Source organism: Streptomyces sp. HUAS CB01 (assembly GCF_030406905.1).
Classification (GTDB): Bacteria; Actinomycetota; Actinomycetes; order Streptomycetales; family Streptomycetaceae; genus Streptomyces; species Streptomyces chengbuensis.
Genome location: NZ_CP129137.1, coordinates 4,006,657 through 4,018,612 on the forward strand (window position 1 = coordinate 4,006,657; position 11,956 = coordinate 4,018,612).

12 protein-coding genes are annotated in these 11,956 nt (G+C 69.1%); 8 read left to right on the forward strand and 4 right to left on the reverse strand.

Annotated features, from left to right (window positions below; all coding sequences use genetic code 11):
* Positions 1-112: 112 nt before the first annotated feature.
* Together QRN89_RS17770 and QRN89_RS17775 are read left to right on the forward strand one after the other, a co-directional pair.
* Positions 113-646, forward strand: coding sequence for a peptidylprolyl isomerase (locus tag QRN89_RS17770; protein WP_290350408.1), 534 nt, complete (start codon positions 113-115; stop codon positions 644-646).
* Between the two features lie 132 nt (positions 647-778).
* Positions 779-1,678, forward strand: coding sequence for a rhomboid family intramembrane serine protease (locus QRN89_RS17775; protein ID WP_290350409.1), 900 nt, complete (start codon positions 779-781; stop codon positions 1,676-1,678).
* A gap of 280 nt (positions 1,679-1,958) precedes the next feature.
* On the opposite strand, the gene crgA is transcribed toward QRN89_RS17775, so the two are convergent.
* On the reverse strand, positions 1,959-2,216 hold the full coding sequence (gene crgA, locus QRN89_RS17780; RefSeq protein ID WP_109295087.1) for a cell division protein CrgA: 258 nt from the start codon (positions 2,214-2,216) through the stop codon (positions 1,959-1,961).
* A gap of 144 nt (positions 2,217-2,360) precedes the next feature.
* On the opposite strand from crgA, the gene QRN89_RS17785 reads away from it, so the two are divergent.
* Genes QRN89_RS17785 through QRN89_RS17810 form a run of 6 tightly spaced genes read left to right on the forward strand, consistent with a single transcriptional unit; the run spans position 2,361 to position 6,613 of the window.
* On the forward strand, positions 2,361-3,128 hold the full coding sequence (locus QRN89_RS17785; protein ID WP_290350410.1) for a DUF881 domain-containing protein: 768 nt from the start codon (positions 2,361-2,363) through the stop codon (positions 3,126-3,128).
* Between the two features lie 17 nt (positions 3,129-3,145).
* Complete coding sequence (locus tag QRN89_RS17790; protein WP_290350411.1) at positions 3,146-3,856, forward strand: class E sortase; 711 nt, start codon at positions 3,146-3,148, stop codon at positions 3,854-3,856.
* 56 nt (positions 3,857-3,912) lie between these two features.
* Complete coding sequence (locus tag QRN89_RS17795) at positions 3,913-4,074, forward strand: hypothetical protein (protein ID WP_093655650.1); 162 nt, start codon at positions 3,913-3,915, stop codon at positions 4,072-4,074.
* Entirely contained in the window at positions 4,071-4,709 is a 639-nt protein-coding gene (locus QRN89_RS17800; RefSeq protein WP_290350412.1) for an aminodeoxychorismate/anthranilate synthase component II, read from the forward strand. Before QRN89_RS17795 ends, QRN89_RS17800 begins: the two co-directional genes overlap by 4 nt.
* Positions 4,706-5,875 carry a class E sortase gene (locus QRN89_RS17805; RefSeq protein ID WP_290350413.1) on the forward strand — a complete coding sequence of 390 codons (1,170 nt, stop codon included), beginning with the start codon at positions 4,706-4,708 and terminating at the stop codon, positions 5,873-5,875. Before QRN89_RS17800 ends, QRN89_RS17805 begins: the two co-directional genes overlap by 4 nt.
* Positions 5,876-5,932: 57 nt before the next feature.
* On the forward strand, positions 5,933-6,613 hold the full coding sequence (locus QRN89_RS17810) for a class E sortase (RefSeq protein WP_290350414.1): 681 nt from the start codon (positions 5,933-5,935) through the stop codon (positions 6,611-6,613).
* 266 nt (positions 6,614-6,879) lie between these two features.
* Here QRN89_RS17810 and pknB read toward each other — a convergent pair whose 3' ends face one another.
* The 3 genes from pknB to QRN89_RS17825 form a co-directional block, all read right to left on the reverse strand.
* Complete coding sequence (gene pknB, locus QRN89_RS17815; protein ID WP_290350415.1) at positions 6,880-8,877, reverse strand: Stk1 family PASTA domain-containing Ser/Thr kinase; 1,998 nt, start codon at positions 8,875-8,877, stop codon at positions 6,880-6,882.
* A 181-nt stretch (positions 8,878-9,058) separates the two neighbouring features.
* On the reverse strand, positions 9,059-10,522 hold the full coding sequence (locus tag QRN89_RS17820) for a peptidoglycan D,D-transpeptidase FtsI family protein (protein ID WP_290350416.1): 1,464 nt from the start codon (positions 10,520-10,522) through the stop codon (positions 9,059-9,061).
* The gene (locus QRN89_RS17825) at positions 10,519-11,946 is read right to left on the reverse strand and encodes an FtsW/RodA/SpoVE family cell cycle protein (protein ID WP_290350417.1); all 1,428 of its coding nucleotides are present in this window, start codon (positions 11,944-11,946) and stop codon (positions 10,519-10,521) included. The genes QRN89_RS17820 and QRN89_RS17825 overlap by 4 nt, the downstream gene beginning before the upstream one ends.
* Between the last annotated feature and the right edge of the window lie 10 nt (positions 11,947-11,956).

Consider the following 11,956-nt stretch of genomic DNA (forward strand, 5'->3'; position numbering starts at 1 on the left):
CCCGTTGAGGGCTGCCTCGGCATGCGGGACGGGCATCCGGGTCATTTTCCGTGTCCACGGTCGTCCCGTGGGAGGATCTGGGACGTCACAGAGGACTTACGGAAGGCAGACCGTGGCCGAGCAGCTCCACGCCACCCTGAAGACCAACCACGGCGACATCGACATCCGGCTTCTGCCGAACCACGCGCCGAAGACGGTGAAGAACTTCGTCGAGCTCGCCACGGGTGAGCGGGAGTGGACCAATCCGGCTACCGGGAAGAAGTCGACGGACAGGCTGTACGACGGCACGGTCTTCCACCGGGTGATCAGCGGCTTCATGATCCAGGGCGGCGACCCGCTGGGCAACGGCACCGGCGGCCCGGGCTACGAGTTCGCCGACGAGTTCCACCCGGACCTGGCCTTCGACCGCCCGTACCTGCTGGCCATGGCCAATGCCGGCCCGGGCACCAACGGCTCGCAGTTCTTCATCACCGTCGCCCCCACCGGCTGGCTGACCCGCAAGCACACGATCTTCGGCGAGGTCACCGACGAGGCCGGCCGGAAGGTCGTGGACGCGATCGCCGGCGCGCCGACCAACCCGCGCACCGACCGCCCGCTGAACGACGTGGTGATCGAGTCCGTCGTGATCGAGACCCGCCAGGGCTGATCCCGCGGGGAGCCGCAGGGCGATCCTCCTGCGGAGGCCGGGTTCCGTACGGGAACCTTTACGCCCCGCTCGTCCGTAAGACGAGCGGGGCGAAGCATTGCGCGGAGCCCGCGCGGAAGACGAGGGGACCTCATGGATCAGGCGCCAGGAAGCCCGGACCGGCCCCAGGCGGCGCACGGGCTGCCGGGCTGCTACCGGCACCCCGGCCGGGAGACCGGCATCAGCTGCACCCGCTGCGAGCGGCCGATCTGTCCCGAGTGCATGGTCAGCGCGTCGGTCGGCTTCCAGTGCCCGGAGTGCGTGCGCACGGGGTCGGGCACCGGGCACGCCCCGTCCGCGAACCGTCCCCGGACGATCGCCGGAGCCGAACTCACCTCGGGTGACCCGCGGCTCGTCACCAAGATCCTTCTCGGCGTCAACGTCGCGGTGTTCCTCGCCGTGCTCGCCGACCGGACGATCGCGGACCAGCTCGATCTGATCGGGCTCGCGTTCAACCCCCGGATCCAGGAGGTCGTGGGAGTCGCCGACGGCGAGTGGTACCGCCTGGTGACCTCGATGTTCCTGCACCAGGAGATCTGGCACATCGCCTTCAACATGCTGGGGCTCTGGTGGCTCGGCGGCCCGCTCGAGGCGGCGCTCGGCCGGGTGCGCTATCTCGCGCTCTACCTGCTCTCCGGACTTGCGGGAAGCGCGCTGGTCTATCTGCTGGCGGCGCCGAACCAGGGTGCCCTCGGTGCCTCCGGGGCGATCTGGGGTCTGCTCGGCGCCACCGCCGTGCTCCTGCGCCGGCTCGACTACGACCTGCGTCCGGTGATCGCGCTCCTGGCGCTGAACCTGCTCATCACCTTCACCATGAGCGGCATCTCCTGGGAGGCCCACGTCGGCGGTCTGGTCGGCGGCACGGTGATCGCGTTCGGCATGGTGCACGCGCCCCGTGAGCGGCGGACCCTGGTGCAGGTCGGGGTCTGTGCCCTCGTCCTGGTCGTCTCGGTCGTGGCCATCGTTCTGAGGACGCAGTCGCTGCTCACCTGAGCAGAGCTTTCCCCAAAGTTGTCCACAGCGTGTGGCGGATCTTGTGCGCCTTGTGGGGAACAGCTGTGCCCCTTGTCCCTGACCTGGGTTTTCCCAGGAGGGACAAGGGGCGTAAGGGGAAGCTCGCTGTCGCTGGAACGGCCCCAGTGGTCACATCGGCGTCAACAGCCGGAGGGTTATCCACAGATCGTCAGACCTTTTCCTCATCTGTGGACGACGCTGTGGATAACTTAGGGGCAGGGCTTGACAGCGACCGGTTCGCCCGCTTCGTCGGTAGCCGCTACTTCCACTGTGTGGAGACGGCGAAGCCCCCGGCGATGAAGCCGAAGCCGACCACGATGTTCCAGTTCCCGAGCGACTTCACGGGAAGCGAGCCGTCGGTGACGTAGAAGACGACGATCCACGCCAGTCCGATCAGGAACAGCGCCAGCATCACGGGAGCGACCCAGCTGCGGTTCGTCAGCTTGATGCTGGTCGCCTGCTTCGAGGACGGCGGGGGCGTGAAGTCGGCCTTCTTGCGGATACGTGACTTCGGCACGAGGGACTCTCCTGTCGATGCGCTGCGTGACCGCGCAGGGGAAACAAACTGTGGCTGGCGCCGGCGGGGGGTGAGGGGGACCTGGTCCTCCCCCGGGCGTCCGTTAGCGTAGTCCTTCCGCGGCGCCTGAAGGGTAAGGGTACGTTGAGCAATTCCGCCGACTCCCCCGGTGGGCCGGTCCGTCGCTTCTCGTGGCGACCGATCCGGCTGCTGACGGCTGCCGTCTTCGCGCTCGCCGGGCTGATCTTCGTCACCAGCTTCAACACGGCCAAGGGCACCAACCTCCGCACCGACGACTCGCTGCTGAAGCTCTCCGACCTGATCCAGCAGCGCAGCCACAAGAACGCCGAACTGGACGAGTCCACCTCGGCGGTGCGCCAGGACGTCGACGCCCTGGCCCGGCGCGACGACGGCTCCACCAAGGCCGAGGACGAGAAGCTGAGGGCGCTCGAAACCGCCGCGGGGACCGAGGAGCTCAGCGGTCAGGCCGTCTCCGTCACCCTCAATGATGCTCCCCCCAACGCCCAGGCGGCACCCGGCTACCCGGAGCCCCAGGCCAACGACCTGGTCATCCACCAGCAGGATCTGCAGGCGGTGGTCAACGCCCTCTGGCAGGGCGGCGCCCGCGGCATCCAGGTCATGGACCAGCGGCTGATCTCCACCAGCGCCGTGCGCTGCGTGGGCAACACGCTGATCCTGCAGGGCAGGGTGTACTCGCCGCCGTACAAGGTCACCGCAGTCGGCGACCCGGACAGGCTCAAGAAGGCGCTGACCGCCTCGCCCGCGATCCAGAACTACCAGCTGTACGTGAAGGCGTACGGGCTGGGCTGGAAGGTCGACGAGCGCGAGGCGGTGACTCTCCCCGGCTACTCGGGCACAGTGGATCTCCACTACGCGAAGCCCGTGCAGTAACCCCGGGAGGCCGGCCCGTGTCGGTGCGACTGATCGTCCGGACGTTCAGTGAGATATGCATCACCATCGGCGCCGCGATCGTCCTGTTCGTGGCGTACCTGCTGTTCTGGACCGGTGTGAAGGCCGGCGACGCGACGGACGCCGAGATCGTCCGGCTCCAGGAGGAGTGGGCCCGGCAGCCGGTCGTCCCGCCGCCGACGCCGGAGGCGACCGGGCCCGCCGTCCCACCCCCGCCCGCCCCGCAGGCGAAGCCGTACGAGAGCGGCAGGCCCTTCGCGGTCATGTACGTCCCGCGGTTCGGCGCCGGCTGGGACTGGCCGGTGCTGGAGGGCACGGAGGCCGGAACGCTCAAGAAGGGACTCGGGCACTATGCGGGAAGCGCCCGGCTCGGTGCGACGGGCAACTTCTCGGTGGCCGGCCACCGCCGCACGTACGGGGACCCGTTCAAGGACTTCCCGCGGCTGCGCCCCGGTGACGCGGTCGTCCTCAACGACGGGACGACATGGTTCACCTACCGGATACGGAACAAGCCCCACCGGACCGTGCCCGGCGATGTGGGCGTCGTCGACGCCGTCCCGGTGAAGTCCGGATTCGACGGGCCGGGCCGCTATCTGACCCTCACCACCTGCGATCCCGAGTGGGGCAGCAGCCACCGGCTGGTCGTCTGGGCGCACCTCGACGCCACACAGCCTGTGACCGACGGCAAGCCGGAAGCTTTCCACAGCTGACCCACAGGCCCCCCGCGCCCTTTAATCTGGTCCCGTACCGAAAGGAAAGGGACGGCATGTACGGCTGGATCTGGCGGCATCTGCCGGGCAACGCATGGGTGCGGGCGTTCATCTCGCTCGTGCTGGTCCTCGCGGTCGTGTACGTGCTCTTCCAGTACGTGTTCCCCTGGGCGGAGCCTCTGCTTCCGTTCAACGACGTGACGGTGGACGGCCAATGAGCGCACGGATTCTCGTCGTCGACAACTACGACAGCTTCGTCTTCAACCTCGTCCAGTACCTCTACCAGCTGGGCGCGGAGTGCGAGGTCGTGCGCAACGACCAGGTGTCCACGGCCCATGCGCAGGACGGCTTCGACGGCGTGCTGCTGTCCCCCGGGCCGGGCGCGCCCGAACAGGCCGGTGTCTGCATCGAGATGGTCCGTCACTGCGCCGACACCGACGTCCCCGTCTTCGGCGTCTGCCTCGGCATGCAGTCGATGGCCGTGGCCTACGGCGGCGTCGTCGACCGGGCGCCCGAGCTGCTCCACGGCAAGACCTCGCTCGTACGGCACGAGGGCACGGGCGTGTTCGCCGGGCTGCCGTCGCCCTTCACGGCGACCCGCTACCACTCTCTGGCGGCGGAGCCGGCGACCGTCCCGGACGAGCTCGAGGTCACGGCGCGCACGGAGGACGGGATCATCATGGGACTGCGCCATCGGCGGAAGCGGGTCGAGGGTGTGCAGTTCCACCCCGAGTCGGTGCTCACGGAGCACGGCCATCTGATGCTGGCCAACTGGCTGGTGGAATGCGGTGACACGGGCGCGGTGGGCCGGTCGGCAGGGCTCGCGCCGGTGGTGGGCAAGGCCCTGGCGTGAACGGCGAGGGGGGATCGCCGTGGTACCGCGCTCCGGACGTTCCCGGACAGCGCGGACCGCAGCAGTCCCCGTCGCAGGAGTGGGCAGACCACGGCCAGTACCCCCCGGCGGCGTACCAGGACGACTGGTACGGGCAGCAGGCGTATCCCCAGGCGCAGGAACGGTCCCAGGGCCGGGCCGGGCACCGGACCGAGTCCCTGACGGAGCCCGGGTACCCGCCGCGGCACTCACCGGGAGCCGACCACCCGACCGCTGCGCTGCCGTCGCCGTTCTTCCCGCCCGAGGACGGGACCGCGGGGGTGCGGACGCCGGGGACCGGCCCGTCGGAGGCCGAGCGGCCCACCGGGGGCCGTGCGGAGCGCCGCAAGGCGGCCAAGGCCCGGGGCCGGGGCCGCAGACGCCGGGCACCGACGGCCCCGCCCGCGGCACCGAAACCCTCGGAGGCGGGCGCCCCGCTCTCGCGCGTCGAGGCGCGCCGGGCGGCCAGGGCCGCCAAGGACAGCCCGGCCGTCATCGCCAGCCGGGCCTTCGGCGAGCTGTTCATCACCATCGGCGTCCTGATGCTGCTGTTCGTCACGTACCAGCTCTGGTGGACGAACATCCTGGCCGGCCAGCAGGCCAACGCCGCGGCGAGCAAGATCCAGGACGAGTGGGCGAAGGGCCGTGCCCCGGGCGCTTTCGAGCCGGGCCAGGGGTTCGCCATCATGCACATCCCCAAGCTCGATGTCGTCGTGCCGATCGCCGAGGGCATCGACAAGCAGGCGGTGCTGGACCGCGGCATGGTCGGCCACTACGCCGAGGGCAGGCTCAAGACGGCGATGCCCGAGGACAAGCAGGGGAACTTCGCGGTGGCCGGGCACCGCAACACCCACGGCGAGCCGTTCCGGTACATCAACCAACTCACCCAGGGCGACCCGATCGTCGTCGAGACGCAGGACACGTACTACACGTACGAGATGCGGAGCATCCTGCCGCAGACGTCGCCGTCGAACGTCGCGGTGATCGCGCCGGTGCCGGCCGGCTCCGGATTCACCGGGCCGGGCCGCTACATCACGCTGACGACGTGCACGCCCGAGTTCACGAGTACGTACCGCATGATCGTGTGGGGCAAGATGGTCGATGAACGCCCGCGCAGCAAGGGCAAGCCGGACGCGCTCGTCGGCTGACGGACGGGCGCCGCGCCGGACGACAGAACAACAGGGACTGGGACAGGGACAGGTGCAGTGGCACGTGCGCGCAGCCGGATCGCCGGCGTCATCAGTGTCTTCGGCGAGCTGCTGATCACCGCGGGGCTGGTGCTGGCCCTCTTCGTCGTCTACTCACTGTGGTGGACGAACGTTCTCGCCGACCGCGAGGCGGCGGCACAGAGCGAGCGTGTCCGCGACCGCTGGGCCGGGGGCCCCGGTGCGCTGGACACCAAGGACGGCATCGGCTTCCTGCACGTGCCCGCCATGAGCGACGGCGAGGTCCTGGTCAAGAAGGGCACCGATCCCAAGACGCTCAACAACGGTGTGGCGGGCTACTACGTCGACCCCATCGCGTCGGCGCTTCCGTCCGACCGGCAGGGCAACTTCACGCTGGCCGCCCACCGGGACGGCCACGGAGCGAAGTTCCACAACATCCACAAGATCAAGTCGGGTGACTCGATCGTCTTCGAGACCGTGGACACCTGGTACATCTACAAGGTCTTCAAGGACCTCAAGGAGACGTCCAAGTACAACGTGGACGTGCTCCAGCCCGTGCCGAAGGAGTCGGGCAGGACGAAGCCCGGCCGGTACATCACGCTGACGACCTGCACGCCCGTCTACACCTCGGACTACCGCTACATCGTGTGGGGCGAACTCGAGCGCACGGAGAAGGTCGACCGGGACCGCACGCCGCCCGCGGAGCTGCGGCAGTCGTGACGCGTCACGGCGCAGTGTCGGGCGCGGGACCACGACCCGTGCCACCCGGTCCACGGCTCCGGGCCGCGCGGGCCTGAGCCGGGCACCGTACTCCTCCCGACCGTGCGCGGCACCGGGCCCACGCAGCCACGGCGGCGGAGGCGGCCCGGACACGAGGCCCCGACGGCCCGGGCACATCCGGACGCCGGACACGGAAAGGCCCCGGCACCTGATGGGTGCCGGGGCCTTCACCGTTGCGGGGCTGTCACCGTGCGGTGGGCGGGAGGCTAGTCGCCGCCCCCGCCGATGAAGCCGCCTCCGCCGTTGTTGCCTCCGCCGTTGTTGCCGTCACCACCGGGGAGGGTGAACAGCACCACCTGGGTCTGCGCGGGGTCTCCCTGGGTTCCGGGCTGCGGGGTCTGCTGGATCACCCGGGCGTTGTCGTTCTGGTCGCCCTGCACCTGGATGTTGGTGAATCCGGCCTGCTGCAGCATGGCCCTGGCCTCGCCCAGGGTGCGGTTCCGCACCTCCGGCACCTGGGCCTGCGGCGTCTGCGGACCCTTGGAGACCTTCAGGGTGATGGTGATGCCCTTGGCCTCCTTGGAGCCCGCCGTCGGGTCCTGCGCGATGATCTGGCCCGCCGGCTCGGCCCCGTCGACGTCCTGCCGCACGACCGTGTACCCGAGGGTCGTCAGCTGCTGGTTGGCCTGGTCGAACTGCTGACCGACCACGTCCGGTACGGGCTTCGTCTCCTGCTTGGCGATCTTCAGGGTGACGGTCTCACCCTTCTCCACCCGGGTGCCGCCCGCGGGGTCCTGCTCGACGACCGTGCCGCGCTCCTGGTCGGACTCGACCGACTCGGTCTCGACCTCGAAGCCCTTGTCCTTCAGCTCCTTGACGGCGTCCTCTTCGGAGTCCTTCGTGACGTCCGGCACCTTCACCAGCGGCGCACCCTCGGAAACGACCACCTGGACGGTGTCGCCCTGGTTCATCTGGCCGCTGTTCGGGTTCTGGCTGCAGACGCTGCCCTTGGGCTGGTCGCAGCGGTCCGTGCCGGACTCGGCGACCTTGACCTTGGCGTTCTCGCCGAGCTCCTTGGCCTCAGCGAGCGGCTTGCCGACCAGCTGGGGCACGTCGACCTTGCCCCCGCCCTCGCCCGGGCCGAAGACCGACTTGCCGATCAGGATGGCGCCGACGAGCACGAGGATGCCGGCGACCACGAGCAGGATCGTGGACGTGTTCGACTTCTTCTGCCGCCGGCGGTCCGGGCGGTCGTCGTACCCGCCGAAACCGCCGTCGTCCGGGTTCATGGGCGGCAGCATCGACGTCTGGCCGCCCGGGTCCGCCTGCCGCAGCGCGGTCGTCGGCTGGTCGCCGCGCCCCTGCTGGGAGCCGTACGCGCCGCCGTAGCCGACGGCGCCCATCGCCGCGGTGGCGGCGACCGGCTGGCCGTCGAGGCACGCCTCGATGTCGGCCCGCATCTCGTCGGCGGACTGGTAGCGGTAGTCCGGGTCCTTGACCAGTGCCTTCAGGACGATCGCGTCCATCTCGGGCGTGATCTCGGGGTCGAAGACGCTCGGCGCCTGCGGCTCCTCGCGGACGTGCTGGTACGCGACCGCGACCGGCGAGTCCCCGACGAACGGCGGCCGCACCGTCAGCAGCTCGTAGAGCAGGCAGCCGGTGGAGTAGAGGTCGGACCGGGCGTCGACCTGCTCGCCCTTGGCCTGCTCCGGGGAGAGGTACTGTGCGGTACCGATCACGGCCGCGGTCTGGGTCATCGTCATGCCCGCGTCGCCCATGGCGCGCGCGATGCCGAAGTCCATCACCTTGACCTGGCCGGTGCGCGTCAGCATGACGTTCGCCGGCTTGATGTCGCGGTGCACGATGCCGTTGCGGTGCGAGTACTCGAGGGCCTGGAGGATGCCGATGGTCATCTCGAGCGTGCGCTCGGGCAGCAGCTTCCGCCCCGAGTGGAGCAGCTCTCTGAGCGTGGAGCCGTCCACGTACTCCATCACGATGTACGGGATGGAGACGCCGTCCACGTAGTCCTCGCCGGTGTCGTACACGGCGACGATCGCAGGATGATTCAGCGAGGCGGCCGACTGGGCCTCACGGCGGAACCGGGCCTGGAAGGACGGGTCACGGGCGAGATCCGCCCGCAGCGTCTTCACGGCAACGGTGCGACCGAGCCTGGTGTCGTGGGCGAGGTAGACCTCGGCCATGCCACCACGGCCGAGCACCGAGCCCAGCTCGTACCGGCCGCCGAGGCGACGCGGCTCTTCCATAACTGTTCCAGCCCTCTCCGTCAGTCCCGACCGCACCCGTGTGTGTGCTCCGGCGGTGTGCTGTTCGCGCATACGCTACCGGCCACGGGGCTCCTCATCCGCCCATGGCCGGGACCTGATACGCGACCGGTATCGCATTGTGCGGGTATGAGGCGGGAAGAGGCCAGGGCAGTGACATCCGTCACTCCTTGCTGTCGAGCACCGCCTTCATCACGTCACGCGCGATCGGAGCGGCGAGTCCGCCACCGCTGATGTCGTCGCGCGCGGTGCCGCTGGAGTCCTCCACGACCACGGCGACCGCGACCGGCGAACCGTTGTCGGTCTTGGCGTACGAGATGAACCAGGCGTACGGGCGCTTGCTGTTGCCGACACCGTGCTGGGCGGTGCCGGTCTTGCCGCCGACGGTGACGTCGTTGATCTGCGCCTTGGTGCCGGTGCCCTTCTCGACGACGTTCTCCATCATCTGCTGGAGGAGCTGGGCGTTCTCCTGCGAGACCGGCCGGCTCATCTCCTCGGGCTCGAAGGTCTGGATGACGTCCAGGTTCGGCGCCCGCAGCTGGTCGATCATGTACGGCTTCATCAGCTTGCCGTCGTTGGCGATCGCCGCGGTGACCATGGCCATCTGCAGCGGCGTGGCGGCGGTGTCGAACTGGCCGATCGAGGAGAGCGCGTTGCCACCGCGGTCCATGGTCGTGTTGTAGACGGAGGACGAGGCACGGACGGGGGTGTCGATCTCGGCGTTGTTGAAGCCGAACTTCTGGGCCATCTCCACCATCTTGTCCCGGGACACCTTGTCACCGAGGTTGGCGAAGACGGAGTTGCAGGACACCTCCATGGCCGCGTTGAGGCTCGCCTTCTCGCAGCCGCCGTGCGAGTTCTTCATCGGCGTCCGCGAGAGCGGGATCAAGTACGGCTCGGGCGTGTCCGTGGGCGCTTCGATGTCCTCGACCACGCCGTTCTCCAGCGCGGCGGCCGCGGTGACGACCTTGAACGTGGAGCCGGGCGGGTAGGTCTCGCGCAGCGCGCGGTTCACCATCGGCTTGTCTTTGTCGTTGAGCAGCTTCTGGCGGTTCTCGGAGTCCTTGATGGAGTTGCCCGCGAAGACCGAAGGGTCGTACGACGGGGTCGACGCCAGCGCCAGGATCTTCCCGGTCTGCGGGTCGATCGCCGCGACGGCGCCCTTCTTGTCGCCGAGGCCCTTGAACGCGGCCTCCTGGGCCTTGCCGTTCAGGGTGGTGACGACGTCGCCGCCCTTCTTCTTCTCGCCCGTGAACATGGCCATCGTGCGGTCGAAGAACAGCCGGTCGTCGTTGCCGGTCAGTATCCCGTCCTCGAGCTTCTCGATCTGGTTGGCGTCGAACGCCTGCGAGGCGAAGCCGGTGACGGGCGCCCACATGGGGCCGTTCACGTACGTGCGCTTGTACTTGAAGTCGCTGCCCTTCGTCGCGACCGAGCCCGTGATGGGCTTGCCGTCGACGATGATGTTGCCGCGCTCGTGGGCGTAGCGCTCGATCTGGACCCGGCGGTTGAGCTTGTGCGTGTTGAGCTCGTCCGCGCGGACGTACTGGAGCCAGTTGTCCCGGATGAGGAGGGCGAGGACCAGGAGGCCGCAGAAGATCGCGATGCGGCGCAGAGGCTTGTTCACGGTCGGACCACCTGGGTCATCTCGGCATCGGGGGACGGGGCGGGAGCCGGCGCCGGACGGCGCGCGGTGTCGCTGATACGGATGAGGATGCCGATCAGGGCCCAGTTGGCGATGACGGATGAGCCACCGGCCGCGAGGAACGGCATGGTCATACCGGTCAGCGGGATGAGCCCCATCACACCGCCGGCCACGACGAACACCTGGAGCGCGAAGGCGCCGGACAGACCGACCGCGAACAGCTTGCCGAACGGGTCCCGGGCGGCCAGGGCCGTACGGATGCCGCGCTCGATGATCAGGCCGTACAGCAGCAGGAACGCCATGACGCCGGTCAGGCCGAGCTCCTCGCCGACGGTGGCGAAGATGAAGTCCGAGTTGGCGGCGAAGCTGATGAGGTCGGAGTCGCCCTGACCGAGCCCGGTACCGAGGGTCCCCCCGGCGCCGAACGACATCAGCACCTGGGTCATCTGGTCACAGGCGTTGATCATGTTGGAGCCCTCGGGCGCGGTCTCCAGGCACCCGAAGGGGTCGAGCCAGGCGGCGACACGGGACTGGACGTGGCTCGCGAACTGCGCGACGACCACGGCGCCGCCCGCCGACATGAGCAGACCCATGACGATCCAGCTCGTCCGCTCGGTGGCCACGTACAGCATCACCACGAACATGCCGAAGAACAGCAGCGAGGTGCCGAGGTCGTTCTCGAAGACCAGGATGAGCAGGCTCATCGCCCAGATCGTGAGGATCGGGCCGAGGTCGCGGCCGCGCGGCAGGTACAGGCCCATGAACCTGCGGCTGGCCAGTGCGAGCGCGTCCCGTTTCACCATCAGGTAGCCGGAGAAGAAGACCGCGATCACGATCTTCGCGAACTCACCCGGCTGGATGGAGAACCCGCCCACCCTGATCCAGATCTTCGCGCCGAAGACGTCCGCGCCGAGGCCCGGCACGATCGGCAGGATCAGCAGGACCAGCGCCGCCGCCATCGAGATGTACGTGAAGCGCTGGAGGACGCGGTGGTCCTTCAGGATCATCAGCACCCCGACGAACAGCGCGATGCCGAGGGCCGAGTACATCAGCTGGTTCGTCGCCTGCGGGGCGAAGTCGGGGCGGGCGTTCAGCCGCGGCGACTGGTCCAGCCGCCAGATCAGCACCAGCCCGAGCCCGTTGAGCAGCGTCGCCAGCGGCAGCAGCAGCGGGTCCGCGTACTTGGCGAACTTCCGCACGACGATGTGGGCGACGGCCGCCATCAGTCCGAGGCCGAGCCCGTAGCCGAGCATGCCGGACGGCACCTCGCCGTTGAGCGCGAGGCCCACGTTGAGATACGCGAACACCGGGATCGCGACGGCGAACGCGAGCAGCACGAGCTCGGTGTTGCGGCGGCTCGGCGCGTCGATCGCGCCGATGGTGGTCGTGTTGGTGACAACGCTCATGGTGGAGAAA

What these genes read in the sequence shown, in the direction of transcription:
- QRN89_RS17775 (WP_290350409.1), top strand. Translation starts at nt 779, where the DNA reads ATGGATCAGGCGCCAGGAAGCCCGGACCGGCCCCAGGCGGCGCACGGG.
- QRN89_RS17795 (WP_093655650.1), top strand. Translation starts at nt 3,913, where the DNA reads ATGTACGGCTGGATCTGGCGGCATCTGCCGGGCAACGCATGGGTGCGG.
- QRN89_RS17800 (WP_290350412.1), top strand. Translation starts at nt 4,071, where the DNA reads ATGAGCGCACGGATTCTCGTCGTCGACAACTACGACAGCTTCGTCTTC.
- pknB (WP_290350415.1), bottom strand. Translation starts at nt 8,877, where the DNA reads ATGGAAGAGCCGCGTCGCCTCGGCGGCCGGTACGAGCTGGGCTCGGTG.
- QRN89_RS17825 (WP_290350417.1), bottom strand. Translation starts at nt 11,946, where the DNA reads ATGAGCGTTGTCACCAACACGACCACCATCGGCGCGATCGACGCGCCG.